24 protein-coding genes are annotated in these 25,321 nt (G+C 49.2%); 13 read left to right on the top strand and 11 right to left on the bottom strand.

Features of this window, described 5'->3' with window-relative positions:
* Nucleotides 1–120: 120 nt before the first annotated feature.
* The 5 genes from def to DI392_RS18950 all read left to right on the top strand — a co-directional run bounded on the left by def (nucleotide 121) and on the right by DI392_RS18950 (nucleotide 5,920).
* Complete coding sequence (gene def, locus DI392_RS18970; protein ID WP_219930922.1) at nucleotides 121–636, top strand: peptide deformylase; 516 nt, start codon at nucleotides 121–123, stop codon at nucleotides 634–636.
* 16 nt (nucleotides 637–652) lie between these two features.
* The gene (fmt, locus tag DI392_RS18965) at nucleotides 653–1,600 is read left to right on the top strand and encodes a methionyl-tRNA formyltransferase (protein ID WP_109321265.1); all 948 of its coding nucleotides are present in this window, start codon (nucleotides 653–655) and stop codon (nucleotides 1,598–1,600) included.
* A 78-nt stretch (nucleotides 1,601–1,678) separates the two neighbouring features.
* On the top strand, nucleotides 1,679–2,974 hold the full coding sequence (rsmB, locus tag DI392_RS18960; protein WP_109321264.1) for a 16S rRNA (cytosine(967)-C(5))-methyltransferase RsmB: 1,296 nt from the start codon (nucleotides 1,679–1,681) through the stop codon (nucleotides 2,972–2,974).
* 108 nt (nucleotides 2,975–3,082) lie between these two features.
* Complete coding sequence (gene trkA, locus DI392_RS18955) at nucleotides 3,083–4,459, top strand: Trk system potassium transporter TrkA (protein ID WP_109321263.1); 1,377 nt, start codon at nucleotides 3,083–3,085, stop codon at nucleotides 4,457–4,459.
* Nucleotides 4,460–4,474: 15 nt separating this feature from the next.
* Complete coding sequence (locus DI392_RS18950; RefSeq protein ID WP_109321262.1) at nucleotides 4,475–5,920, top strand: TrkH family potassium uptake protein; 1,446 nt, start codon at nucleotides 4,475–4,477, stop codon at nucleotides 5,918–5,920.
* A gap of 20 nt (nucleotides 5,921–5,940) precedes the next feature.
* On the opposite strand, the gene DI392_RS18945 is transcribed toward DI392_RS18950, so the two are convergent.
* Nucleotides 5,941–6,732: a sporulation protein gene (locus DI392_RS18945; RefSeq protein ID WP_109321261.1), complete on the bottom strand. Its 792-nt coding sequence runs from the start codon at nucleotides 6,730–6,732 to the stop codon at nucleotides 5,941–5,943.
* Between the two features lie 292 nt (nucleotides 6,733–7,024).
* On the opposite strand from DI392_RS18945, the gene DI392_RS18940 reads away from it, so the two are divergent.
* From DI392_RS18940 to DI392_RS18925, 4 genes are all read left to right on the top strand, one after another.
* The gene (locus tag DI392_RS18940) at nucleotides 7,025–7,225 is read left to right on the top strand and encodes a hypothetical protein (RefSeq protein WP_146194551.1); all 201 of its coding nucleotides are present in this window, start codon (nucleotides 7,025–7,027) and stop codon (nucleotides 7,223–7,225) included.
* Between the two features lie 234 nt (nucleotides 7,226–7,459).
* Nucleotides 7,460–7,726, top strand: coding sequence for a YihD family protein (locus DI392_RS18935; RefSeq protein ID WP_109321259.1), 267 nt, complete (start codon nucleotides 7,460–7,462; stop codon nucleotides 7,724–7,726).
* 56 nt (nucleotides 7,727–7,782) lie between these two features.
* Nucleotides 7,783–8,781: a serine/threonine protein kinase gene (locus DI392_RS18930; RefSeq protein ID WP_109321258.1), complete on the top strand. Its 999-nt coding sequence runs from the start codon at nucleotides 7,783–7,785 to the stop codon at nucleotides 8,779–8,781.
* Nucleotides 8,782–8,871: 90 nt separating this feature from the next.
* Nucleotides 8,872–9,471 (top strand): thiol:disulfide interchange protein DsbA/DsbL, encoded by a 600-nt coding sequence (locus DI392_RS18925; RefSeq protein ID WP_109321257.1) that lies wholly within the window; start codon nucleotides 8,872–8,874, stop codon nucleotides 9,469–9,471.
* Between the two features lie 75 nt (nucleotides 9,472–9,546).
* Here DI392_RS18925 and DI392_RS18920 read toward each other — a convergent pair whose 3' ends face one another.
* On the bottom strand, nucleotides 9,547–10,428 hold the full coding sequence (locus DI392_RS18920) for an acyltransferase (protein ID WP_109321256.1): 882 nt from the start codon (nucleotides 10,426–10,428) through the stop codon (nucleotides 9,547–9,549).
* A gap of 104 nt (nucleotides 10,429–10,532) precedes the next feature.
* Nucleotides 10,533–12,056 carry a YifB family Mg chelatase-like AAA ATPase gene (locus DI392_RS18915; protein ID WP_109321255.1) on the bottom strand — a complete coding sequence of 508 codons (1,524 nt, stop codon included), beginning with the start codon at nucleotides 12,054–12,056 and terminating at the stop codon, nucleotides 10,533–10,535.
* A gap of 518 nt (nucleotides 12,057–12,574) precedes the next feature.
* Between DI392_RS18915 and ilvG the strand changes: the two genes are divergently transcribed.
* From ilvG to ilvA, 4 genes are read left to right on the top strand one after another with little or no spacing between them, the layout of a single operon-like run.
* A complete protein-coding gene (gene ilvG / locus DI392_RS18910; RefSeq protein ID WP_109321254.1) occupies nucleotides 12,575–14,221 on the top strand; it encodes an acetolactate synthase 2 catalytic subunit in 1,647 nt (548 codons plus the stop codon).
* Nucleotides 14,221–14,490, top strand: a complete 270-nt coding sequence (gene ilvM, locus DI392_RS18905; protein WP_109321253.1) for an acetolactate synthase 2 small subunit — start codon at nucleotides 14,221–14,223, stop codon at nucleotides 14,488–14,490. The genes ilvG and ilvM overlap by 1 nt, the downstream gene beginning before the upstream one ends.
* 14 nt (nucleotides 14,491–14,504) lie before the next feature.
* Nucleotides 14,505–16,352, top strand: a complete 1,848-nt coding sequence (gene ilvD, locus DI392_RS18900) for a dihydroxy-acid dehydratase (protein WP_109321252.1) — start codon at nucleotides 14,505–14,507, stop codon at nucleotides 16,350–16,352.
* Between the two features lie 4 nt (nucleotides 16,353–16,356).
* Nucleotides 16,357–17,904, top strand: coding sequence for a threonine ammonia-lyase, biosynthetic (gene ilvA, locus DI392_RS18895; protein ID WP_109321251.1), 1,548 nt, complete (start codon nucleotides 16,357–16,359; stop codon nucleotides 17,902–17,904).
* Between the two features lie 179 nt (nucleotides 17,905–18,083).
* On the opposite strand, the gene glmU is transcribed toward ilvA, so the two are convergent.
* The 8 genes from glmU to atpE all read right to left on the bottom strand — a co-directional run bounded on the left by glmU (nucleotide 18,084) and on the right by atpE (nucleotide 25,317).
* On the bottom strand, nucleotides 18,084–19,445 hold the full coding sequence (gene glmU, locus DI392_RS18890; protein ID WP_109321250.1) for a bifunctional UDP-N-acetylglucosamine diphosphorylase/glucosamine-1-phosphate N-acetyltransferase GlmU: 1,362 nt from the start codon (nucleotides 19,443–19,445) through the stop codon (nucleotides 18,084–18,086).
* A gap of 187 nt (nucleotides 19,446–19,632) precedes the next feature.
* Nucleotides 19,633–20,058 (bottom strand): F0F1 ATP synthase subunit epsilon, encoded by a 426-nt coding sequence (locus DI392_RS18885; RefSeq protein WP_109321249.1) that lies wholly within the window; start codon nucleotides 20,056–20,058, stop codon nucleotides 19,633–19,635.
* 18 nt (nucleotides 20,059–20,076) lie between these two features.
* Entirely contained in the window at nucleotides 20,077–21,480 is a 1,404-nt protein-coding gene (gene atpD, locus DI392_RS18880) for a F0F1 ATP synthase subunit beta (protein WP_109321248.1), read from the bottom strand.
* Nucleotides 21,481–21,514: 34 nt separating this feature from the next.
* On the bottom strand, nucleotides 21,515–22,381 hold the full coding sequence (gene atpG / locus DI392_RS18875) for a F0F1 ATP synthase subunit gamma (protein ID WP_109321247.1): 867 nt from the start codon (nucleotides 22,379–22,381) through the stop codon (nucleotides 21,515–21,517).
* A 57-nt stretch (nucleotides 22,382–22,438) separates the two neighbouring features.
* Nucleotides 22,439–23,980 carry a F0F1 ATP synthase subunit alpha gene (gene atpA, locus DI392_RS18870; protein ID WP_109321246.1) on the bottom strand — a complete coding sequence of 514 codons (1,542 nt, stop codon included), beginning with the start codon at nucleotides 23,978–23,980 and terminating at the stop codon, nucleotides 22,439–22,441.
* A gap of 13 nt (nucleotides 23,981–23,993) precedes the next feature.
* Nucleotides 23,994–24,527, bottom strand: coding sequence for a F0F1 ATP synthase subunit delta (gene atpH / locus DI392_RS18865; protein WP_109321245.1), 534 nt, complete (start codon nucleotides 24,525–24,527; stop codon nucleotides 23,994–23,996).
* 15 nt (nucleotides 24,528–24,542) lie between these two features.
* Nucleotides 24,543–25,013: a F0F1 ATP synthase subunit B gene (atpF, locus tag DI392_RS18860; RefSeq protein ID WP_109321244.1), complete on the bottom strand. Its 471-nt coding sequence runs from the start codon at nucleotides 25,011–25,013 to the stop codon at nucleotides 24,543–24,545.
* Between the two features lie 61 nt (nucleotides 25,014–25,074).
* The gene (gene atpE, locus DI392_RS18855) at nucleotides 25,075–25,317 is read right to left on the bottom strand and encodes a F0F1 ATP synthase subunit C (protein ID WP_109321243.1); all 243 of its coding nucleotides are present in this window, start codon (nucleotides 25,315–25,317) and stop codon (nucleotides 25,075–25,077) included.
* Between the last annotated feature and the right edge of the window lie 4 nt (nucleotides 25,318–25,321).

The raw sequence follows: 25,321 nt of genomic DNA, 5'->3' as shown, positions 1-25,321 counted from the left end.
GGCAATGAAAGTTTGTTCAAAAAACAGACGAAGGAATGCTGTCATTTGTCCTATAAAATGTCTAGAATTGAGCCAGCTATGATGTAGCTGTTTCGGTCCAGTTCAATTTTTCGAGTGTATATGTCTGAATTAGAAGTACTAGTTTTCCCGGATGATCGCCTTCGTACCGTCGCTAAGCCTGTAGAAGCCGTGACTCCAGAGATTCAAGATATCATCGATAAGATGATTCAAACCATGTACGAAGAAGAAGGTATCGGCCTCGCGGCAACGCAGGTTAACTTCCATCAACGTATTGTGGTCATAGATGTGTCAGAGAGCAGAGACCAGCCTCTGGTGCTGATTAACCCGGAAATCACCGAAAAACGAGGTGAAGACGGCATTGAAGAAGGTTGCCTGTCGGTACCAGGCTCAAGAGCCTTCGTCCCTCGTGCAGCAGAAGTTACCGTAAAAGCCCTGAACCGTGACGGTGAAGAGTTTACTCTTGATGCTGATGATATTCTGGCGATCTGTATCCAGCACGAGCTGGATCACCTGGAAGGTAAATTGTTCGTCGATTACCTTTCACCGCTGAAACGTAAGCGTATCCGCGATAAGCTGGAAAAGATCAAGAAATATAATGAAAGACACGCTAGCTAACAGTTAAGAGGTTACCTTGAGCCAGTCATTACGTATTGTCTTTGCAGGTACTCCGGACTTCGCCGCCCGACATCTGGCGGCGTTGTTGTCTTCGGAGCACGACGTTATTGCCGTTTATACCCAACCGGATCGCCCGGCTGGCCGAGGCAAAAAACTGACCGCCAGCCCGGTCAAAAATATCGCGCTGGAACATGACATCCCTGTTTACCAGCCGGAAAACTTTAAGTCTGACGAAGCGAAACAGCAACTGGCCGATCTGAATGCCGATATTATGATCGTCGTTGCCTACGGTCTGCTGCTTCCGGAAGGGGTACTTAACACCCCTCGTCTGGGCTGTATCAATGTCCACGGTTCTATTCTGCCCCGCTGGCGCGGCGCGGCACCAATCCAACGATCTATCTGGGCCGGTGATGCAGAGACCGGTGTCACTATCATGCAGATGGACGTAGGTCTGGACACCGGCGATATGCTGGAAACAGCCACCACGCCAATAGAAAGCGATGATACCAGCGCATCTATGTATGAAAAGCTTGCCGAACTGGGGCCAAAAGCCCTGATTCACTGTCTGGGCAATATCGCAGAAGGTAACATTGAGCCGGTTAAACAGGACGACGAGCTGGCTAACTACGCGAAAAAACTGTCCAAAGAAGAAGCTAAAATCGACTGGAACAGTGAAGCCGCATTCATTGAACGTTGTATCCGTGCCTTTACCCCTTGGCCGGTGAGCTATTTCTCTGCCGCCGACAACAACATTAAGGTATGGAAAGCCAGAGTTGAACCGGCACAGGGAGACCAGCAGCCAGGAACCATTTTACAGGCGGATAAAACCGGTATTTATATCGCTGCCGCTAAAGATACTCTGGTTCTGGAGCAGATCCAGGTTCCCGGTAAGAAGGCCATGTCGGTACAAGACGTGCTGAATGCCCGCCGTGACTGGTTTGAGGTCGGCAGCCAGCTTAGTTAACTAAGCCATTAGTAATAAAAATAAATGGGCATATTTATGCCCATTTTTACATAGATGACACAGATAAAGGTTTCCATCATGAATGTCCGTGCCGCTGCAGCCAGAGTGCTGTTTCAGGTTGTCGATAAAGGTCAGTCACTATCCAGTGCACTTCCTGCCGCTCAGCAAACAATAAAACCCCGGGATCACGCTCTGCTGCAGGAAATCTGCTATGGTGCACTGCGTTTTCTGCCACGTCTGGAGTCCGTTGCCGGCCAGTTAATGGATAAGCCACTTACCGGCAAACAACGCGTCTTCCACCATCTGATTCTGGTGGGCATTTATCAACTCGCCTTTATGCGTATTCCTGCCCACGCGGCTGTAGGTGAAACGGTAGAAGGTACCAAGGCTCTGAAAGGTCCGAGACTGCGAGGGCTGATTAATGCGGTTCTGCGTAACTACCAGCGTAATCAGGAAGAACTGGATGCGCTATCTGTCAGCCATGATGCCGGAAAATACGGCCATCCTGGCTGGCTGCTGAAAACGCTTCAGAGCGCTTATCCTGAGCAATGGGAATCCATCGTAGAAGCCAATAACAGCAAAGCCCCTATGTGGCTGCGGGTCAACCACCAGCACCATAACAGGGACGATTATCGGACACTGCTAGAGCAAGAAGGTATCGAAGCCACCACACACGCACAGGCAACGGATGCTCTGAAACTGACAGCGGCCTGTGATGTCAGCAAACTCCCTGGTTTTGAGAAAGGCTGGGTCTCCGTACAGGATGCGGCTGCACAGCTGTCCGTAGATTATCTTCAGCCTGAAGATGGCGAGCTGATACTCGACTGTTGCGCCGCCCCAGGCGGAAAAACCGCACATATTCTGGAGCGAACTCAGAACTGCCGGGTCGTCGCAATTGATAGCGATGAGTCACGCCTGAAACGAGTGCATGAAAACCTGAAGCGTCTCAATATCACGGCTCAGGTCATTTGTGGCGATGCCCGCAAACCAGAACAGTGGTGGGAAGGCGAACAGTTTGATCGTATTCTGTTGGATGCGCCGTGCTCTGCCACCGGGGTCATTCGTCGTCATCCAGATATAAAATGGCTGAGACGCGCTGAAGATATAGCAGCTCTGGCTTCGTTACAGAGCGAAATTATTGATGCGATGTGGCAACAGCTTAAACCTGGAGGCACGATGGTCTATGCAACATGTTCTATCATGCCGCAAGAAAACAGGGAGCAGGTCTCTGCTTTTCTGAACCGCACGCCAGATGCCCGTCTGATGCTGTCAGAAATGGACAATCCAGGCAGACAGATCCTGCCGGGTGAAGATGATATGGATGGTTTCTACTATGCTGTATTACACAAAACAAGCGATTCCGTACAAGAATAAAGCAGTAAAAAGCTGATATATAAAAACTATAGGGTAAAAAGCGCACAAATGGTGGTAGTATGGCGGTTTTTACCCTGACAGATAGCGCCCCTAAGAGTTCAAGACGTTATGAAAATTATTATCCTTGGTGCCGGTCAGGTCGGCGGCACACTGGCAGAAAATCTGGTTGGTGAAAACAACGATATCACAATAGTTGATACCGATGGTGAGCGCTTACGAGAGCTTCAGGATAAATATGACCTTCGCGTCGTAAATGGCTACGCCAGCCATCCGGAAACGCTTCGGGAAGCCGGAGCTCAGGATGCGGATATGCTGGTAGCCGTCACCAACTCTGACGAAACCAATATGGTTGCCTGTCAGGTGGCTTTTACTATTTTTAATACCCCAAACCGGGTAGCCCGGATCCGATCTCCGGAATATCTGGCAGAAAAAGATAGCTTATTTCAGTCAGGGGCGGTCCCTGTTGACCACCTGATCGCGCCGGAAGAACTGGTTACCCGATACATTGAAAAACTCATCCATTATCCGGGTGCACTGCAGGTAGTGAGTTTTGCTGAACGTAAAGTCAGCCTGGTCGCCGTAAAAGCCTACTATGGTGGCCCTCTGGTGGGGAATGCGCTTTCAACCCTGCGTGACCATATGCCACACATCGAAACCCGCGTCGCCGCCATATTCCGTCAGGGGCGTCCTATCCGGCCTCAGGGTACCACCATTATTGAAGCCGATGACGAAGTGTTCTTCGTGGCCGCCAGCAACCATATCCGTTCCATCATGAGTGAGCTACAGCGGCTGGAAAAACCTTATCGCCGGGTGATGATTGTCGGCGGGGGAAATATCGGTTCCTCGCTGGCAAAATGCCTTGAACAGGAGTACAGCGTCAAACTGATTGAACGTAGTTTCTCGCGGGCAGAATCGCTGTCTGAAGATCTGGAAAACACCATTGTATTCTGTGGTGATGCGGCGGATCAGGAGCTTCTGGCTGAAGAAAATATCGATCAGGTGGACGTCTTCATTGCTCTGACCAATGAAGATGAAACCAATATCATGTCCGCCATGCTGGCAAAACGCATGGGGGCCAAAAAGGTCATGGTACTGATCCAGCGCAGCGCTTATGTGGATCTGGTGCAGGGTGGCGTTATCGATGTTGCGATTTCTCCGCAGCAGGCAACCATTTCCGCTTTGCTGACCCATGTCCGTCGCGCTGATATCGTCAATGTGTCTTCCCTGCGCCGCGGGGCAGCCGAAGCGATCGAAGCGATAGCCCATGGTGATGAAAGCACTTCCCGCGTGGTTGGCCGGGCGATTGGCGATATCAAACTGCCACCGGGGACCACCATTGGTGCGGTTGTTCGTGGCGATGAAGTTCTGATTGCTCACGACCGGACCATTATTGAACAGGATGACCATGTCGTGATGTTCCTGGTGAACAAAAAGTACATCCCTGAAGTAGAAGCGCTGTTCCAGCCGAGTCCGTTTTTCCTGTAGGGTGTCTGTGTTGTTATGGTAAACCTGCGCCCCATACTGTTTGTTTTCGGTTTAGTGCTGTCGAAGATAGCACTGTTTATGTATATCCCGACTCTGGTCGCTTTTCTGTCGGGAACCGATGGATTTCTGGAGTTCGGTAAATCCGTACTGATTACTCATGCGGCCGCCTTTGCCTGCCTGTCAGTGGGCAGAACCCAACAGTTTCGTCTGGGGGTCCGCGATATGTTCCTGATCACCTCTCTGGTCTGGACCATATCCAGTGTGTTTGCAGCCTTACCCTTTGTGTTTCTAAACCATATCAGCTTTACCGACGCCTACTTTGAGACCATGTCCGGAATTACCACGACAGGCTCCACCGTTCTGAGCGGTCTGGATGATATGGCCCCCAGCATCCTGCTCTGGCGTTCAACCCTGCAGTGGCTGGGTGGTGTCGGCTTTATTGTGATGGCGGTAGCGGTGCTGCCAATGCTGAACGTCGGTGGTATGCGCCTGTTCCAGACAGAATCCTCAGACTGGTCGGATAAAAGTGCACCAAGGGCCAAAACCGTAGCAATCAATATTGTCGGGGTGTATGTTTCATTGACCCTGCTTTGTATGATCGGCTATCTGTTCACCGGGATGAGCTTTTTTGAGGCCGTCAATCATGCCTTTACCACGCTTTCTACCGGTGGCTATTCAACCTCTGATGGCTCAATGAATCATTTCTCTAACGGAGCACACTGGATCGGCACCATATTCATGTTTTTGGGTGGTTTGCCATTTCTGCTCTTCGTCACAGCCTTAAGAAAACGCGAACCCGCAGCGTTGCTCCACGATGCTCAGGTACGAGGCTTTGCTTTCCTGTTTCTGACAACCAGCCTGGTTGTCGCCGGATGGCTGCAGCTTCATAATGGCTACCATTTTCCGGATGCTATCCGGGTCGCGATGTTCAATATTGTCTCAGTGGTCACGACAACCGGTTATGGTCTGGAAGATTTTACCGCCTGGGGAGCGCTGCCTTCTGTACTGTTTACCTTTCTGATGCTGGCTGGTGCTTGCTCAGGATCCACTGCCGGCGGCATTAAAATATTCCGTTTCCAGATAGCCATTACGCTGCTTAACAAGCAGATGATGAGACTGATCCACCCATCTGGTGTCTTTGTCCAGCGCTATAACCAGCGCCCGGTCAATGATGATATCGTCCGCTCTGTTGTTGCCTTTGGTATCACCTTTTTTGCCACCATTATTATTATAGCGGGTGCTTTAGGGTCCTTGGATCTGGATCCCGTTACCGCCATCTCCGGTGCGATTACCGCCGTTGCCAATGTCGGCCCGGGCATGGGAAATGTGATCGGACCGACCGGAAACTTTTCCACCCTGCCCGATGCCGCGAAATGGATTTTAAGTTTTGGGATGTTAATGGGACGTCTGGAGATCCTGACAATTCTGGTTCTCTTCTTCCCTGCGTTCTGGAAACGTTAGAGAAAACAAGATAATAAATATTACTCGCAGGCATCCAGATACTCGAGAACCATCTTCCCGGCCTTATCCGGTGCAGTGTCTGCCGGAATAGGCAACTGCCGATGCAGTTTTCCTGTTCCTAACAGACCAGACAGCAAACCTGTCATACCCTGCTTCTGCCGGTCTATTTCAAACCAGATATCCAGCCGCTCTCCATGCCGGAATGTAATGATCTCCAGCTCACGCCAACGACCATGAAATGGCCCGGTAGTCGGAACAAATTCGAACGCCTGTACAAACGGCATCGGAAAGCCATCACACGCCTCACACTCCACCCGGCGGATACGTAATCCTTCTTCTTCCAGAGCACTCAAAACACCATCTGCCAGCGGGTCCGGACGCACCGTCAGAATATCTTTATCGGTCGGGTCCACCGCCATAGAAATATCCAGACCGGTTTCCAGCCACACTTTGGCATCACTGATGGTCACCGGTGTATTCCAGGGAACCTCAATTTCAGCCTGAAAATTCCGCTGCTCTCCGGGCTGAATGGTAAATGCATTCGGCAATGTCCAGCGAGCCAGGGTAAAGGTCCGCTTTACCTTCCTCTTCCTGCCATGGCGGTCACCCTCTTTGTTCTCGAATTCTTCATCGATGTACTGACAGCAAAGCTTCAACTCTATGGTATCAATATCCTGCGCCGTTGCTCCACCATAGACTTCAATCGCCACCGGAACCGTTTCTCCCGGCACCAAAAATTCCTGCTGCAAAATGGAATCAACCCGTGCGGATCCCACTCCGAAACTTGCCAACGTTTTTTTGATAAAAGACATGGTTATCTATCCCCCTGAACACCCTTTAAACCGACATCACCATATTACCAACCAAAAAAAATAAAACTCAAGCTCAGCCTGTAAAACCAGAACGATTGACACTCAGATATACCGGATAAAAAATGCTGTTTTTTTACTCAAACAACTCGATAAAAGGTAACGAGGGTGTTACTATTTAGTCAGATATGTCACACATATCTTATTCCTAATTATTTCTATAGGACTGGCAGTGGCCAAAAGAGAAAGTCTTCCATGCATATGGTGAGCTTTCATAAATAATTAGGCCATTAACTTGGCAATGGATGGTCTGACGAAAGGGTTGAAGATGCACACTTCCCATGTCAGGTTCTCGCGCACCGTAACCAGCGCGTCCCGCCGCCGTTGCAGCGTTGTATCTGCTCCGGTTGCTAGAAAACAGACGCCAGCAATGGCTCTGGTACAGAGAAAAGCTATCGAGAAACAGACTCATCACGAAACAATACAAGCGGCATAACGCAAAGCGCAGTTTTATCACTGCGCTTTTTTTATTTAGAGCTATTGATAACACGACCAATTCAAGATAATACCAGTAATTAAATTATCTAATCATTCCTGCTGGAATTGGTATAAACCCACCCTAATAACTTCAGCTTCCTCCCGGAAAAAAGTACTATAGAAAAATAAGGCTTAAGACAGAAGTTGTTCTTTGATTGAGCCATAACAATACAATGATATATTGGAGAAAGTCATGAAATGTCACCGCGTTAATGAATTAATCGAGCTTCTGCACCCTGAATGGCAGAAAGACCCCGATCTGAATCTCATCGAATTCATCCGTAAACTGGCTGACGAAGCCGGTTATGAAGGCCCTCTGGAAAATCTGACCGACGATGTGCTGATCTATCATCTGAAAATGCGTAACAGCGGTAAAGATGACATGATTCCAGGTCTGGCCAAAGATCAGGAAGACGATTTTAAAACCGCCATTCTTAAAGCTCGCGGTATCATCAAATAACCTTATTCTAATACTCAGGACTGGAAGCATTCAGTCCTGCTGCAGCTCAGGCAACTATGAAAAATATTCCTTCAGAAAACGCCTTTAACTTCGATGCATTAACTCCAGATTTTATGTGGTATGCAATGGAGAGCATTGGTGTCCGTGCTGAGTCAGGCCTGCTGGCCTTAAACAGCTATGAAAACCGGGTTTACCAGTTTACTGACGAAGAAAAACAGCGATATGTGGTCAAATTTTACCGTCCGCAACGCTGGTCCAGAGAACAGATCCAGGAAGAGCACGATTTCACTCTGGAGCTGGTAGAGCAGGATATTCCTGTCGCTCCGCCGCTCAGGATAAACGGACAGACTCTGCATGAATATAAAGGCTATCTGTTTGCCCTGTTTGCCAGCATGGGCGGTCGCCAGTTTGAGGTAGATAACTTTGAACAGTTAGAGTGGACAGGACGCTTTCTCGGCCGTATCCATAAGGTTGGCAGTAAGCACCCGTTTAGTCACCGCCCGGCGATATCTCTGCAGGAATATTTGTACCAGCCGCGTGAAATACTCACCCATTCTGATTTTATCCCGCCTCATATGGAAAATGCTTTTTTCAATGATCTGGATTTTCTGATTCAATCGATAGAACAACAGTGGTCAGAGACTTTCACATCTATCCGGCTCCATGGTGATTGCCATCCTGGAAACATCCTCTGGCGTGACGGCCCGATGTTTGTCGATCTGGATGATGCCCGTTCGGGACCGGCAGTACAGGACCTCTGGATGCTACTGAATGGAGAAAGAGCCGATAAGCTGGCTCAGTTGGATACGATTCTTGAGGGATATGAAGAATTTTGCGATTTTAACCCTGCAGAACTGAAACTTATTGAGCCTTTACGTGGTCTACGTATGGTGCATTATATGGCATGGCTGGCAAAGCGCTGGCAGGATCCGGCGTTTCCACTGGCATTTCCATGGTTCGGAGATCCAAAATACTGGGAAAACCAGGTATTGGGTTTTAAAGAGCAAATGGCTGCTCTGCAGGAACCGGCATTGAGCCTTGCCCCTCAGTGGTAATCCTGGCACACAGTGGTAATATCGAAATACAAGAAAAGCAAAACTGCAATGGCGGCTCAACACCAAAGCAGATAATGGAGTACACATACTATGAAAAAACTATTTGCCCTGATCGCAGCAATGATTGTCAGCGTGTCTGTTCAGGCAACTGAATTTAAACAGGATCAGCACTATCAGGTTCTGGATACTCAGGCGTCTTCTTCCCCTAAAGTCACGGAATTTTTCTCGTTCTACTGCCCGCACTGTTTTAAGTTTGAGCCTCTGATGAACGCTCTGAAAAAAGATCTGCCGGAAGGCGCTACTTTCCAGAAAAGCCATGTGACGTTCATGGGCGGAGACATGGGTGTACCAATGGCAAAAGCTTATGCCACCATGCTGGTTCTGAAACAGGAAGACACACTGGCTCCGGCGATGTTTAAGCAAATTCACGAACTGCGTACTCCACCAAAAGATGAGGCAGAGCTGCGTCAGTGGTTTATTGACCAGGGTGTGGATGGGAAAAAGTTTGATGCTACCTACAACAGTTTTGCCACCGACTCCATGCAAAAACGCTTTGTAAAAGGCTTTGAAGATGCAGAACTGCGTGGTGTACCGGGTGTTGTGGTAAACGATAAGTATGTTGTGAAGGCAGAAGGGCTGAAAACTTATGATGAGTATCTGGAACTTATCGATTACCTGCTAAAAAAATAATAGATAGGGCGTGTTTCGCTTTCATCTCCTAACCTTAAGCCCCTCATTCAGGGGCTTATTTCTTTTCAGTACCGGTTACGACTTGTATATTTCGTCCAGCAGCTTATCTTTTTCTTCCCATACATTCCCCAGCCATTGCTGGAAACGGCGCTTATACGGCTTATCGTTAAAGTAATCTCCGCTTACCTGTTCATCCACCGGCAACACACGGATACGCACCACAATACGCGTCATTCTCCCCATCAGCATCTGCTTAAATGGGTTGTCCATATTATCCGGATAAGCCAGGGTCACATCGATAATATTTTCAAACTGCTCCCCCATCGCTGCTAGTGTATAAGCAATACCACCCGATTTCGGCTGTAGCAGATGCTTAAAGCCGGCTTTACTCTTTGTGCCCTTTTCCGCCGTAAAACGGGTACCTTCCACATAGTTCACTACAGTCGTTGGAGTATGTCTGAATTTTTCACAGGAACGTCGGGTCGTCGCCAGATCCTGCCCCCGTTTTTCAGGATGGCGAATCAGGTATGCACGTGAGTAACGGCGCATAAACGGCATATCCAGAGCCCAACATGCCATACCGACAAAGGGGACATACAATAGCTGCTGTTTCAGGAAAAATTTCGGCATCGGAATCCGGTCTTTAAACACGCAGCATAAAACCACGATATCCGTCCAGCTCAGGTGGTTTGAAATCAACAGGTACCAACCGTCTTTTTTCAGCTGTTCTCCACCTTCAATATCCCACTCAACCCGGTTAGACAACGCTAAAATTCCGGCATTGATTGTTGCCCAACACCACATAAACTTGTTGGCTGCAAAAGTAGCCGCCCGCTTACCCGCCGAAAACGGCATCAATATTTTCATCAGTGCCATCAGACAAATCAGTACTGAGCAGACAGCAGTATTAAGGATGACCAGAAATACGTTGATCACCAGAAGCAGATAGCCAAACATTACAATCAAATCTTATGTCGAAAAAAACAGCGTGTAATTATACAAATCAGACGATCGATTGGAATATCTGAATGGTCTGAGTTGTGGGGCTGTCTGCAGAATGATTACACTATCTGGGCAGTCAGTTGCTTAAGTAGCCGGTCCATAGACCGATAACCCAAAGCCTCTGCGATATGCGAACGCCTGATCTCCGGTACCCCCTCCAGATCGGCAATAGTGCGGGCCACTTTGATAATCCGGTGATAGGCGCGAATGGATAACCCGAGCTGATGCAGTGCCCCTTCCAGAAACTGAGCATCCTGCTTTTCCAGCCGACAAAACCGTTCAATCTCCCGACTGCCGAGCAACGCATTCACTTTTTTGCTCCTGCACAGCATTCTTTCCCTGGCAACCAATACCCTGTCCCGGACAACTGCGGTCGTTTCACCCCGATCACCACCCTCGGATAAGGTGCCTTTAGGCAGAGCCGGGATTTCCAGGCTCATATCGAACCGATCCAACAGTGGCCCGGATAAGCGCCCCAGATAACGCAGTGCTGCCTGAGGGTTAGCACGCGAACGCTGGTCATCATAATGACCGGTTGGGCTTGGGTTCAGAGCACCCACCAGTTGAAAACGAGCCGGAAAACGGGTTTTGCCTGCCGCACGGGAGATGATAATTTCACCCGATTCGAGAGGTTCTCTCAGGGAATCCAACACTTTTCTTTCAAATTCAGGCATTTCATCCAAAAAGAGAAGACCATTATGGGCCAGAGATATCTCGCCGGGACGGGGAATCGATCCCCCTCCCACCAGCGCGGCCATCGAGCTGGAATGGTGAGGGGCGCGAAAAGGACGTCGCTTCCAGTTAAACTGATTCACCTCCTGCTGAGTCAGTGACGCAACGGAGGCCGTCTCTAACGCCTCAGTATCACTCATTTCCGGCAGCAAATCGCACAGGCGCGAAGCCAGCATGGTTTTACCGGTTCCTGGGGGGCCAATAAACAAGAGATTATGATTACCTGCAGCGGCTATCTCCAGCGCTCTTTTACCCTGCTGCTGACCAATAATATCCTGTAAATCCCGTTGTTCTGAAGTCACAGACGGCTGCTCCTGAGTCTGAAACAGCTTTAGAGACTGCTGACCACACAGATAAAGGCAAACTTCCTCCAGACTGGAAGTCGACTTATGGATCTCTTTGCCGACTAACGCGGCCTGATCGCCATTATCGTCCGGTACGATCAGGCAACGCTGCTGACTGTTGGCTGCCAGAGCTGCCGGTAATACTCCCTTCACCGATCGAACCAGCCCCGACAATGCCAGCTCTCCGACAAACTCATATTTATTCAGTTTATCGGCCGGAATCTGTTTCGATGCCGCCAGTATTCCCAGCGCAATCGGCAGATCAAACCTCCCGCCTTCTTTGGGCAGATCCGCCGGGGCGAGGTTAACCGTGATCTTCTGCGGAGGAAACTCAAAACCAGAATTAATGATGGCACTGCGCACCCTGTCGCGAGACTCCTTAACGGTCGTCTCCGGAAGCCCAACCAGAGTGAACCCCGGCATCCCGCGGCTGATATGTACTTCAACATTGACTTCCGGAGCCTCTACTCCGACGCTCGCTCTGCTGTGAATCACTGCCAGTCCCATATTTCTCCCCTGAATGAATTATCTTGTTACAACTCTGTATATCAGCGTTGTTTTTATAACCATTGTGTATAACCCAATAATAAAAAGAATAAATATGAAAAAAGACTGAGTTTTTACTTGTCAGACAACAGAGTTCTGTGATACCACTACGGGTGTGAACAAAGTAACAACATATTAATGACGAAAAATGAACCTAACCGCTCGTATTAACGCACTCATTATTCTTCTTGTCGTGGTCATTATTGGAACCGCGCGGGGGCGAGTGAGCGGACAAAAATAATCGGCAAATTCAAAAAAACCCCCGCACTGAAAAGTCCGGGGGTTTTTTTACAATGAAAATACAATAAATTGGTAATACCTGTAGCCTAACAAACAGAGTCGAGCCGTCTAAGACTCAGTGATAAATTTAATCAGGTATTGTGGGAAATGACAGACACGGGAAGTACAGGAGCACCAATGTGCAAACACAACATCCAGCGCACAAAAGCAGCGCGAACGACAATGGCCGGAGGCACTAAATGAATGGTTCTGATTTAGTGGTTGCCGCCCTGAAGCAACAAGGTATAGACACCGTGTTCGGTTATCCCGGAGGTGCCATTATGCCAATTTACGACGCCATTTATGATGGTGGCATAAACCATGTCCTCTGCCGGAATGAACAGGGAGCGGCAATGGCAGCGATTGGTCTGGCCCGTTCAACCCAACAAGTTGGAGTCTGTCTCGCAACATCCGGCCCGGGTGCCACCAACCTGGTGACTGGTCTGGCTGATGCAATGCAGGACTCGGTTCCTCTGGTCGCGATTACCGGTCAGGTTGCCAGTAACCTTATTGGTACTGATGCTTTCCAGGAAATGGACGTCATCGGTATGTCTCTCTCCTGTACCAAGCACAGTTATCTGGTCAGTCATATTGAAGATTTAGCCCCAACACTTGCAGAAGCCTTTGAAGTTGCTAAGTCCGGTCGTCCAGGCCCAGTCATCGTTGATATAGCTAAAGATGTGCAGATAGCAGAAGCTCCGGTACATACACTGCCTTATTTTGAACCACCAGCCATTCCTGTTGCCGATCCAGAAGCTATTACAACCGCACAGAAGCTGCTGAGTGACAGTGAGAAGCCTGTTCTGTATGTGGGAGGGGGTGTTCAGCTGGCCAAGGCAACCGAAGCCGTACGTCACTTCCTGGAAGCCAACCCGATGCCTTCTGTCAGCACCCTGAAAGGGCTGGGTACCATTGATAAAGATGATCCGAACTATCTGGGTATGGTCGGTATGCACGGTACCAAGGCCGCTAACCTGTCTGTTCAGGGCTCTGATCTGTTGATCGTGGTCGGCGCACGCTTTGATGACCGGGTGACCGGTAAGCTGGATACCTTCGCTCCGGAAGCTAAGGTTATTCATATTGATATTGATGCCGCTGAATTTAATAAACTGCGTACCGCGGATGCTGCACTGCGTGGTGATATCAATGTCATTCTTCCACATCTGGAAGTAACACATGACCTGTCAGCATGGCTGCAGCATACGCATGAACTGAGTCATAAATTCAGATGGCGCTATGACCACCCGGGAGAGCTGATCTTTGCACCTAAACTGCTGAAACAACTGTCCGACATGATGCCAGACAGCAGCATCATCTCCACCGATGTCGGCCAGCATCAGATGTGGTCTGCCCAACATATTCAGCCGCGCCGTCCGGAAAACTTTATCACCTCTGCTGGTCTGGGTACCATGGGCTTCGGTCTTCCGGCCGCTATCGGTGCCAAACTGGCCCGCCCGAATGATCAGTCGATTCTGATCACCGGTGATGGTTCTTTCATGATGAATGTGCAGGAACTGGGTACCATTAAACGCAAACAAGTGCCGGTAAAAATAGTACTGCTTAACAACCAGCGCCTGGGCATGGTGCGTCAGTGGCAGTCACTGTTCTTTGACGGCCGCTACAGTGAAACCATTCTGGACGATAACCCGGATTTTGTTGCTCTGGCTGCTGCTTTCGGTATTCCGGGTAAAACCATTACCACCAAAGAAGAAGTTGAGCCAGCTCTGCAGGAGATGCTGGAAAGCGAAACCGCTTATCTGCTACACGTTGCGATTTCTGAAGAAGAAAATGTATGGCCACTGGTACCACCGGGTGCCGCTAACCACGACATGCTGGAGAACTCCTGATGGACAGATACCTATTAACCATTAAAGCCGATGATAAACCGGTACTGCTTGAACGTGTTCTTCGTGTGGTGCGCCACCGTGGTTTCATTATCAAACAGGTTCTGGCAACCCAGAACCAGGAAAGTAAAGTTGCTAAAGTTGAGATAGTCGTCGACAGTGATCGCCCTATCTCACTACTGACGAATCAGGTTGAAAAACTATGGGACGTAAAAGCGGTAAACACCTCTCGCCTCGCGAAAGATGAGCTTTTAAGTGCTTACAAAATTTAAGGACGAACAACAACATGGCAAAATTTAAATACCGTAGTGCCACAACGACACACGGACGTAATATGGCGGGAGCTCGTGCTCTGTGGCGTGCAACTGGTGTAAAAGAAGAAGATTTCGGCAAACCTATCATTGCTGTCGTCAACTCTTTCACCCAGTTTGTACCAGGTCACGTACACCTGAAAGACATGGGGCAACTGGTCGCGAAAGAAATTGAAGCGGCTGGTGGTATTGCAAAAGAATTCAACACTATCGCGGTTGATGATGGTATCGCCATGGGCCACGGAGGCATGCTGTATTCTCTGCCTTCCCGTGAGCTTATCGCTGACTCGGTTGAATATATGGTGAATGCACACTGTGCTGATGCCATGGTGTGTATTTCCAACTGTGACAAAATCACTCCGGGGATGATGATGGCTGCACTGCGCATCAACATACCGGTGATCTTTGTATCCGGTGGCCCGATGGAAGCCGGTAAAACCAAGCTTTCTGATCAACTGATCAAACTGGATCTGGTGGATGCCATGATGCAGGGTGCCGATCCAACCGTATCTGATGATCAAAGTGAACAGATTGAACGCAGCGCCTGCCCAACCTGTGGTTCCTGCTCTGGTATGTTTACTGCCAACTCAATGAACTGTCTGACTGAAGCGCTTGGCCTGAGCCAGCCAGGTAACGGCTCAATGCTGGCCACCCACGCAGACCGTAAAGAACTGTTCCTGAGCGCAGGTCGCCGCATCGTAGAGCTGACCAAACGCTACTACGAACAAGGTGACGAATCGGCTCTGCCGCGCAGCATTGCCACCAAGTCCGCATTTGAAAATGCGATGGCGCTGGATATTGCGATGGGCGGTTCTACTAATACCGTTCTTCACCTGCTGGCATCCGCTCAGGAAGGGGACGTGGACTTCGATATGAACGATATCGACCGTATGTCCCGCAAAGTTCCGCACCTGTGTAAAGTTGCCCCTTCAACTCAGCAATACCATATGGAAGACGTACACCGCGCGGGTGGTGTTATGGGAATCCTTTCTGAGCTAAACCGTGCCGGCCTTATCAACACGGATACCAAAACTGTGCTGGGTCTGACTATGCAGGAGCAGCTGGCTAAGTTCGATATCATGACTAACCCGTCCGAAGAGCTGGCCAGTTTCTTCAAAGCGGGCCCTGCCGGTATCCGTACCACCGAAGCTTTCTCTCAGGACTGCCGCTGGGACAGCCTGGACAATGACCGTGAAAATGGCTGTATCCGTAATAAAGAGCACGCCTTCAGTCAGGACGGTGGTCTTGCAGTACTAAAAGGCAATATCGCGCTGGACGGCTGTATCGTAAAAACAGCGGGTGTTGACGAAAGTATCTTGAAATTTACCGGCCCTGCCGTCGTATTTGAAAGCCAGGAAGATGCGGTAGAAGGCATTCTGGGCGGTAAAGTGAAAGCGGGTGATGTTGTGATTATCCGTTACGAAGGCCCTAAAGGTGGTCCGGGCATGCAGGAAATGCTGTATCCAACGACTTATCTGAAATCCATGGGTCTGGGTAAAGAATGTGCTCTGCTGACTGACGGCCGCTTCTCCGGTGGTACTTCAGGTCTGTCTATCGGTCACGCCTCTCCTGAAGCCGCTAACGGCGGTATCATTGGTCTGGTAAAACAAGGCGATACTATCGCTATCGACATCCCGGGCCGTACTATCTCTCTGGAAGTAAGCGAAGAGGAGCTGACCTCTCGTCGTGCAGAACAAGACAAGCTGGGCTGGAAACCAGCCGCGCGTCAACGTGAAGTCTCTTTTGCCCTGAAAGCCTATGCAAGCATGGCAACCAGTGCAGATAAAGGCGCGGTACGCGACAAATCCAAGCTAGAGGGTTAATCCCATGGGTGATGATCTCTCAAAGCATAAACTACCTAAAACTGGCGCAGAGTATCTGCGCCATATCCTGCGGGCTCCGGTCTATGAAGTCGCCAGCATCACCGAGTTACAGGATATGCCAAGGCTATCCGAGCGTATCGGCAACCAGGTACAGCTGAAACGTGAAGACCGCCAGCCGGTACACTCCTTCAAGCTACGCGGCGCTTACAACATGGTGGCCAGCCTGACCGAAGAACAAAAAAGAGCTGGTGTCATTGCGGCTTCTGCAGGTAACCATGCCCAGGGTATTGCACTGTCAGGCAAGCATCTTGGTATCAAGGCCATTATTGTGATGCCAAAAACCACCCCGGATATCAAAGTCGATGCGGTACGCAGCTTTGGCGGCGAAGTAGTTTTGCACGGCAGTAACTTTGACGAAGCGAAAGCGGAAGCGGAACGACTGTCTAAAGAGCACGGTTATACCTTTGTGCCTCCGTTTGATCACCCTCTGGTGATTGCCGGACAAGGCACCATCGGCATGGAAATGCTGCAGCAGAACGGCCATCTGGATTACATTTTCGTTCAGGTTGGTGGTGGCGGTCTGGCCGCCGGAGTCGCCGTACTGGTGAAACAACTGATGCCGGATATCAAGGTTATCGCTGTTGAACCTGAAGATTCCTGCTGCCTGAAAGCCGCACTGGATGCGGGCGAACCAGTGGTGCTGGATCAGGTTAGTATGTTTGCTGACGGTGTCGCCGTAAAACGTATCGGTGATGAGACTTTCCGCCTGTGTAACGAGTATCTGGACGGACATATCACAGTGTCCAGTGATGAGATCTGTGCCGCGGTTAAAGATATCTTTGAAGACACCCGTGCGATCGCGGAGCCATCAGGTGCGCTGGCACTGGCCGGTCTTAAGAAGTACGCCGAACAACATGATCTGAAAAACCAGAAACTGGGGACCATTCTTTCCGGTGCTAACACGAACTTCCACGGCCTGCGTTACGTGTCTGAACGTTGTGAGCTGGGTGAAAAACGCGAAGGTTTGTTAGCGGTCACTATCCCGGAAGAGCCAGGTGCATTTTTTAAGTTCTGTCAGGTCATCGGCGGACGGGCAGTCACTGAGTTTAACTACCGGTATAACGATGACAGCCTGGCCAATATCTTTGTCGGTGTCCGTCTTCAGGGTGGACAGGAAGAACTGGACAGTATTATCAGTGATCTGCGCAGCGCCGGTTATCCGGTAATTGATCTGTCTGACGATGAAATGGCTAAGCAACACATCCGCTATATGATTGGTGGTAAGCCATCCAAGCCGCTCAAAGAGCGCCTGTACAGTTTTGAATTTCCGGAATACCCGGGTGCCCTGCTGAAATTCCTCAGTACGCTGGGTACCCACTGGAATATCAGCCTGTTCAACTACCGCAACCACGGTATGGATTATGGCCGGGTACTGTGTGGCTTTGAACTGGATGAATCGGATCTGACCCGCTTCTCCGAACATCTGTTTGAGCTGGACTATCCGTATAAGGACGAAACCGATAACCCGGCGTATAAGTTCTTTTTGTCCTGATGTGCCGACTCATACTGGTAGGGAGTATTGATTGTGAGGGTGTTTGCAGCATGGATGCTGCAGTCAAGCTTACAGGGATGTATTGACAGCGTCCCTCAGAATAAATGCTTCCCTTCCCGTTTTCGGTTGCAAAATAAAGCCGCTCAATGAGCGGCTTTATTATTTCATGCTGACTAGTCTTATTTTTTCTTCTCTGGACGACTCCAGTTAGGAATTCTACGCTCTCTGGCGCGAGTGATGACTAACTCACCTTCGTTAATATTCTTCGTTACCGTTGCTCCTGCGCCAATAGTCGCTCTGTCACCGACAGACACTGGTGCCACCAGCTGAGTATCGGAACCGACAAACACATCATCACCAATGATGGTTTTATGTTTATTCGCACCATCATAGTTACAGGTAATGGTACCCGCACCGATATTAGAGCGCTTACCAATCACAGTATCACCGATATAAGTCAGGTGGTTGGCTTTCGAGCCCTCACCAATGATCCCGTTCTTCACTTCCACAAAGTTACCCACGTGAGCGTCATTCTTCAGCTCAGTGCCCGGACGAAGACGGGTAAATGGTCCTACGGTACACTCTTCACCCACAGTGGCATCTTCAATCACACTGTATGGACGGATAAGGGTATTATCGTCGATTTCACAGTCTTTCAGCACGCAGCCAGCGCCGATCACAACGTTATCACCGATACTGACGCTGCCTTCAATAACAACATTCACATCGATCTCAACATCCGTACCACACTGCAGCTCGCCACGCAGATCGAAACGGCTTGGGTCACGCAGCATCACGCCCTGCTCCAGCAGTTTTTCTGCCTGCATAGACTGATAAGCACGTTCCAGACGTGCCAGCTGAACGCGGTTATTCACCCCTTCCACTTCGATAGGATTTACCGGGTGTACCGCCTCAATGGCCCGGCCTTCATTATGAGCGGCTTCAATAACATCCGTCAGGTAGTACTCTCCCTGAGCGTTTTCATTGTTCAGTCCGGACAGCCAGCGCTTCAGATCACCACCGGTTGCTACCATCACACCCGTGTTGATTTCTTTAATCAGTTTCTGCTCTTCCGTGGCATCTTTCTGCTCAACAATTGCCACCACAGGACCGTTCTTACGTACGATACGGCCATACCCGGTCGGGTTATCCAGCACAACGGTCAGCAAGGCAATACCGCCGGTAGGCTGCGCATCCAGCAGGCTTTCAATCGTTTCAGCGGAAATAAGCGGCACATCGCCGTACAACACCAGCACTTTTTCATTATCAGCAAACTGTGCTGAAGCTTGATCCACCGCATGTCCGGTACCCAATTGGTCGGCCTGCAGTACCCAGCTCACCGGCTCATCACTCAGAACCTGCTGCATTTGCTCGCCACCATGACCATACACCAGATGAATATTCTGAGCCCCCAGCCCGGTGCAAGTATCAATAACGTGTTTTGCCATCGGCTTTCCGGCCAAAGTGTGCAGTACTTTCGGCATATTGGAATACATACGGGTTCCTTTACCCGCAGCGAGGATAACCGCACTGAAATTCATGGAATCAATCCTTGTTGTAATAGTTGGTAGAGAGGAAATTCTAACCCTTTCATATTCAGAAGAGAAATAGCATGGGTTATTTTTATCTTAATTTTTACACCGCAATAATGAGTGACCGAAAAACAGACTCTCTGAAAAAACAAAAGGCGACCAACAGGCCGCCTTTTTATCATCACACTAAATAAGATTAGCGTCGTCTTTGCTTAGTCAGCTCGATAACCCGAAGCTGAGCAATAGCTTTAGCCAGTTCACTGGCCGCTTGTGCAAAGTCCATATCGCCATGCTGATTCTGGATATGCTCCTCAGCTTTGCGTTTGGCTTCTTCTGCCTTAGCTGCGTCCAGATCTTCACCACGGATTGCCGTATCAGCCAGTACCGTAGAGGTACCCGGCTGAATTTCAACAATACCACCAGAAACATAGATAATTTCTTCGTGGCCGTGCTGTTTCACTATACGCACCATACCTGGCTTAATAGCGGTCAGAAGTGGCGCGTGACCATGGTAAATACCAAGCTCACCATCGCTACCGGTCACCTGAAACGTTTCAACACGACCAGAGAAGATCTGCTTCTCGGCGCTTACTACATCAAGGTGAAAGGTAATCTCTGCCATATCGCCTCCTATTTAGCCTTACAGCTTCTTAGCCTTCTCAATAGCATCTTCGATAGTACCGCAGTACATGAAAGCTTGCTCTGGAATGTCATCATACTCACCAGACAGCAGACCTTTGAAGCTACGCAGTGTATCTTTCAGAGGTACATAAATGCCTGGTGCACCGGTGAAGACTTCCGCTACGTGATAAGGCTGAGTCAGGAAACGTTCAATCTTACGAGCACGGGATACAATCAGCTTATCGTCTTCTGACAGCTCATCCATACCCAGGATCGCAATGATGTCTTTCAGCTCTTTATAGCGCTGAAGTGTTTGCTGAACGCCACGCGCAACATCGTAGTGCTCTTGACCAACAACCAGTGGATCAAGCATACGCGATGTTGAATCCAGTGGGTCGATCGCAGGGTACAGACCCATAGCAGCGATGTTACGGCTAAGTACAACGGTTGCATCCAAGTGCGCGAACGTTGTTGCCGGAGACGGGTCAGTCAAGTCATCCGCTGGTACGTATACCGCCTGTACAGATGTGATAGAACCCGTCTTCGTTGACGTGATACGTTCCTGAAGTACACCCATCTCTTCAGCAAGAGTTGGCTGATAACCTACCGCAGAAGGCATACGACCAAGCAGTGCCGATACCTCTGTACCCGCAAGGGTATAACGGTAAATGTTATCGATGAACAGCAGTACGTCACGGCCTTCATCACGGAAACGTTCCGCCATAGTAAGACCAGTCAGTGCTACACGCAGACGGTTGCCCGGTGGCTCGTTCATCTGACCATATACCATTGCTACTTTGGATTCTTCAGGCTTCTCGATGTTTACAACACCCGCTTCCTGCATTTCAAAGTAGAAATCGTTACCTTCACGAGTACGTTCACCGACACCCGCGAATACTGACAGACCAGAGTGTTGCAGTGCGATGTTGTTGATAAGTTCCATCATGTTAACGGTCTTACCTACACCTGCACCACCAAACAGACCGATTTTACCACCCTTAGCGAATGGGCAAACCAAGTCGATTACTTTTACACCGGTTTCCAGAAGTTCAGTCACGTTGGACTGTTCTTCATAACTAGGAGCTTCACGGTGAATCGCATAGTGCTCTTCTGCACCGACTTCACCGCGCTCATCAATCGCATCACCAAGCACGTTCATGATACGACCTAAGGTTTGTGTACCTACCGGTACAGTGATTGGAGCGCCAGTATTTTCTACCGCTAAACCACGACGTAAACCATCAGAGCTACCCATTACGATACAGCGAACTACGCCGCCGCCCAGTTGTTGCTGAACTTCAAGAACCAGACGTTCTTTAGAATCAGTAACATTCAGAGCATCGTATACACCTGGTACTTCGCTCTGTGGGAACTCTACGTCGACTACCGCACCGATGATCTGTACGATCTTACCTGTAGCCATCGTTAATCCTCTAAACTATTTGTTTTACCTATGCTTAAACCGCTGCTGCGCCACCGACGATTTCCGACAGTTCCTGTGTAATCGCCGCCTGACGGGCTTTGTTATACACAAGTTCCAGATCTTCAATCAGGTTCGTCGCATTATCAGTTGCAGCTTTCATCGCAACCATACGAGCCGCTTGCTCACATGCAAGATTCTCAACCACACCCTGATACACCTGAGACTCTACATAACGCAACAGAAGTGCATCCAGCAGAGGTTTTGGTTCAGGCTCATAGATGTAGTCCCATGTATGTTCGCGCTGCATCTCTTTGCTATCCGATTTAGGCAAAGGCAGTAATTGATCAATCGTTGGTTCCTGCACCATGGTATTCACAAACTTATTGAATACCACATATAAACGGTCCAGTTCACCTTCATCATATTTCTTCAGCATCACACCGACAGAACCGATCAGAGCTTCCAGGCTAGGGCTATCCCCCAGACCAGAGACCTGAGCCGCTACTTTTGCGCCGCTGTTATTGAAAAAGCCTGTTGCTTTAGAACCGATCACAGCCAGTTCCACATCAACACCTTTTTCCTGCCATTCCTGCATGTCCGTTATCGCTTTTTTGAACAGGTTAATGTTCAAGCCACCACACAAACCGCGGTCGGTAGAAATAATGATATAACCAACACGTGAAGCATCACGCTCTTCCAGATACGGATGACGATATTCCAGATTCGCATGAGCCACATGACCGATCACTTTACGCATTGTTTCCGCGTATGGACGGGAAGCACACATTGCGTCCTGTGAACGACGCATTTTAGATGCTGCTACCATTTCCATCGCTTTCGTAATCTTCTGAGTGCTTTTCACACTCCCGATCTTATTACGTATCTCTTTTGCGCTGGCCATCGTTACTCTCCATTAGTGGTAATTGCCATTAACCGGTGACTTAACGCCACCAATCAATTACCAAGTCTGGGTTGCTTTGAAATCGTCCATCAGCTTAGTCAGCTGAGCTTCGATATCGTCGTTGTAAGCACCCGTTGCATTTACCTCAGTTGCAAGGTCAGCAAAATGACTGTGAGCATACGATAGTAGAGCCGCTTCGAAGTCCAGAACCTTATTCAGTTCTATATCTTCCAGATAGCCGCGCTCTGCCGCAAAGATAGATAGAGCCTGATCGAACACTGACATAGGAGCATATTGTTTCTGCTTCATCAGTTCAGTTACTTTCTGACCATGGTCTAGCTGTTTCTTCGTTGCTTCATCAAGGTCGGAAGAGAACTGCGCAAATGCAGCCAGCTCACGGTAAGCAGCCAGAGCAGTACGGATACCACCTGATAGCTTCTTGATGATTTTAGTCTGTGCTGAACCACCTACACGAGATACTGAGATACCTGGGTCAACCGCTGGACGTACGCCCGAGTTGAACAGCTCAGTTTGCAGGAAGATCTGACCATCGGTAATCGAGATTACGTTAGTCGGTACGAATGCTGATACGTCACCCGCCTGAGTTTCAATGATAGGCAGAGCAGTCAGAGAACCAGTCTGGCCTTTCACTTCACCATTAGTGACGCGTTCTACATACTCAGCGTTTACACGAGCAGCACGCTCCAGCAGACGGGAGTGAAGGTAGAATACGTCACCAGGGAATGCCTCACGGCCCGGTGGACGTTTCAATAGTAGAGATATTTGACGATACGCTACCGCTTGCTTAGACAGGTCATCATAGATGATCAGTGCGTCTTCGCCGCGATCACGGAAGTATTCACCCATCGCACAACCTGAGTACGGTGCAAGATATTGCAGCGCCGCAGATTCAGAAGCTGATGCAACAACAACGATGGTGTTTTCCAGCGCGCCGTGCTCTTCCAGTTTGCGTACTACGTTAGCAATAGTCGATGCTTTCTGACCGATAGCGACGTAGATAGAGTAAATGCCAGAGTTTTTCTGGTTGATGATAGCATCAATCGCCATCGCGGTTTTACCAGTCTGACGGTCACCGATGATAAGCTCACGCTGACCACGACCAATTGGAATCATCGAGTCGACAGACTTATAACCAGTTTGTACAGGCTGATCAACCGATTGACGGTCGATAACGCCCGGTGCGATAACTTCTACAGGAGAGGTTTTTTTCGCGCCGATTGGACCTTTACCATCAATAGGCTCACCCAGTGTGTTTACCACACGGCCAAGCAGTTCAGGACCAACTGGTACTTCAAGAATACGACCGGTTCCGGTCACTTTCATGCCTTCCTTAAGGTCGGCATATGGGCCCATTACCACCGCACCCACTGAGTCACGCTCAAGGTTCAGTGCCAGTGCATAACGGCCACCCGGTACTTCAATCATTTCACCTTGCATCACATCGGCCAGGCCGTGGATGCGAATAATACCATCGCTTACTGATACGATAGTACCTTCATTACGCGCTTCACTAACAACTTCGAAAGATTCGATACGCTGTTTGATCAGATCGCTAATTTCCGTGGAATTAAGTTGCATGCTCCAATCCCCATTAAGACCTTAATGCATCGCTCAGGCGGTTCAGTTGACCGCGGGCTGAGTTATCGATGATTAGGTCTCCGGCTCGAATAACAACCCCACCTAGTAGGGCCTCATCTACACTGCAGTTCAGCTTCACTTTGCGTTCCAGACGCTGCTCAAGCTTACTTCCTATCTCTGCTAACTGTTCTTCAGTGAGTTCGGTGGCGGAAGTAATTTCCACATCCACTTCTTTCTCATGTTCTTTTCGTAACACGAAGAACTGTTCACAGACATCAGGAAGTGTCGTCAGACGACCATTTTCAGCCATAAGCTTCAACAGGTTCTGACCATGAACATCAACTTGTTCACCGCAAACTGCAACAAAAATTTCCACCAGTTTTTCAGCAGAAACAGAGCTGGTTAACAACTCACTAATTTGTTCGTTTTTAGCCACTTCAGCTGCGAAAGTCAGCATCTGTCCCCATTGGTCCAGTTGCTTATTTTCCACCGCAAAGTCGAATGCTGCTTTAGCATAGGGGCGTGCAATTGTAGTCAAATCAGACATTCAGCGCCCCCACGTTTAAAGTTTTGCAGTAATGTTATCGAGAATATCTTTGTGCGCCTCTTTATCGATAGAACGCTCAAGAATTTTCTCTGCACCAGCAACAGCCAGAATAGCAACCTGTTTACGTAGCTCATCACGAGCACGGTTACGTTCCGCTTCCAGTTCTGCTTCAGCCTGAACAAGGATTTTTTTGCGCTCTTCTTGCGCTTCCTCACGGGCTTCATCCAGAATTAAAGCTTTACGCTTATTCGCTTGCTCAATAACTTCTGCTGCTGTGCGTTTTGCTTCTTTCATTTGATCCGAAGCATTAGCTTTTGCCAAAGCCAGGTCTTTTTCCGCTCTTTCTGCAGCTTGTAAGCCGTCAGCAATTTCTTTCTGGCGGGTTTCAATTGCCTGCATAATTGGTGGCCATACATATTTCATGCAGAACCAGACAAAAATAGCAAAGGCGATAGCCTGACCTAGCAGAGTTGCGTTTATATTCACCGCAGACTCCTCTATGTTTGCTCAACAAAAATAATAAAGAATTCAGTTCAAATAGAACTTACTACCCGGCAACAGCAAACATGACATACAGACCCAGACCTACCGCGATCATGGGGATCGCATCCACCAGACCCATAACGATGAAGAACTGGGTACGGATCAGAGGAATCAGGTCAGGTTGACGAGCCGCACCTTCAAGATATTTACCACCCAGCATGCCGATACCGATAGCAGCACCAATCGCAGCCAGACCCATCATAATAGCAGCTGCAATGTACAGCAGATCCATATTCAAGTGTTCCATTAAA

The sequence above is a fragment of the Vibrio albus genome, assembly GCF_003144035.1.
GTDB classification, from domain to species: domain Bacteria; phylum Pseudomonadota; class Gammaproteobacteria; order Enterobacterales; family Vibrionaceae; genus Vibrio; species Vibrio albus.
The sequence above is the reverse complement of the archived record's forward strand: the minus strand, read 5'-3'. Positions and strand labels throughout refer to the sequence as shown.

Excerpts from the sequence above, each read along its gene's own strand:
- DI392_RS18920 (WP_109321256.1), bottom strand. The coding sequence starts at position 10,428 with ATGTTTGGCTATCTGCTTCTGGTGATCAACGTATTTCTGGTCATCCTT.
- atpD (WP_109321248.1), bottom strand. The coding sequence starts at position 21,480 with ATGGCTACAGGTAAGATCGTACAGATCATCGGTGCGGTAGTCGACGTA.
- rsmB (WP_109321264.1), top strand. The coding sequence starts at position 1,679 with ATGAATGTCCGTGCCGCTGCAGCCAGAGTGCTGTTTCAGGTTGTCGAT.
- DI392_RS18925 (WP_109321257.1), top strand. The coding sequence starts at position 8,872 with ATGAAAAAACTATTTGCCCTGATCGCAGCAATGATTGTCAGCGTGTCT.
- atpE (WP_109321243.1), bottom strand. The coding sequence starts at position 25,317 with ATGGAACACTTGAATATGGATCTGCTGTACATTGCAGCTGCTATTATG.
- trkA (WP_109321263.1), top strand. The coding sequence starts at position 3,083 with ATGAAAATTATTATCCTTGGTGCCGGTCAGGTCGGCGGCACACTGGCA.
- DI392_RS18935 (WP_109321259.1), top strand. The coding sequence starts at position 7,460 with ATGAAATGTCACCGCGTTAATGAATTAATCGAGCTTCTGCACCCTGAA.
- atpA (WP_109321246.1), bottom strand. The coding sequence starts at position 23,980 with ATGCAACTTAATTCCACGGAAATTAGCGATCTGATCAAACAGCGTATC.
- ilvA (WP_109321251.1), top strand. The coding sequence starts at position 16,357 with ATGGGTGATGATCTCTCAAAGCATAAACTACCTAAAACTGGCGCAGAG.
- def (WP_219930922.1), top strand. The coding sequence starts at position 121 with ATGTCTGAATTAGAAGTACTAGTTTTCCCGGATGATCGCCTTCGTACC.
- ilvG (WP_109321254.1), top strand. The coding sequence starts at position 12,575 with ATGAATGGTTCTGATTTAGTGGTTGCCGCCCTGAAGCAACAAGGTATA.
- DI392_RS18950 (WP_109321262.1), top strand. The coding sequence starts at position 4,475 with ATGGTAAACCTGCGCCCCATACTGTTTGTTTTCGGTTTAGTGCTGTCG.
- DI392_RS18945 (WP_109321261.1), bottom strand. The coding sequence starts at position 6,732 with ATGTCTTTTATCAAAAAAACGTTGGCAAGTTTCGGAGTGGGATCCGCA.
- ilvD (WP_109321252.1), top strand. The coding sequence starts at position 14,505 with ATGGCAAAATTTAAATACCGTAGTGCCACAACGACACACGGACGTAAT.
- atpH (WP_109321245.1), bottom strand. The coding sequence starts at position 24,527 with ATGTCTGATTTGACTACAATTGCACGCCCCTATGCTAAAGCAGCATTC.
- atpG (WP_109321247.1), bottom strand. The coding sequence starts at position 22,381 with ATGGCCAGCGCAAAAGAGATACGTAATAAGATCGGGAGTGTGAAAAGC.
- glmU (WP_109321250.1), bottom strand. The coding sequence starts at position 19,445 with ATGAATTTCAGTGCGGTTATCCTCGCTGCGGGTAAAGGAACCCGTATG.
- DI392_RS18915 (WP_109321255.1), bottom strand. The coding sequence starts at position 12,056 with ATGGGACTGGCAGTGATTCACAGCAGAGCGAGCGTCGGAGTAGAGGCT.
- ilvM (WP_109321253.1), top strand. The coding sequence starts at position 14,221 with ATGGACAGATACCTATTAACCATTAAAGCCGATGATAAACCGGTACTG.
- DI392_RS18930 (WP_109321258.1), top strand. The coding sequence starts at position 7,783 with ATGAAAAATATTCCTTCAGAAAACGCCTTTAACTTCGATGCATTAACT.
- DI392_RS18885 (WP_109321249.1), bottom strand. The coding sequence starts at position 20,058 with ATGGCAGAGATTACCTTTCACCTTGATGTAGTAAGCGCCGAGAAGCAG.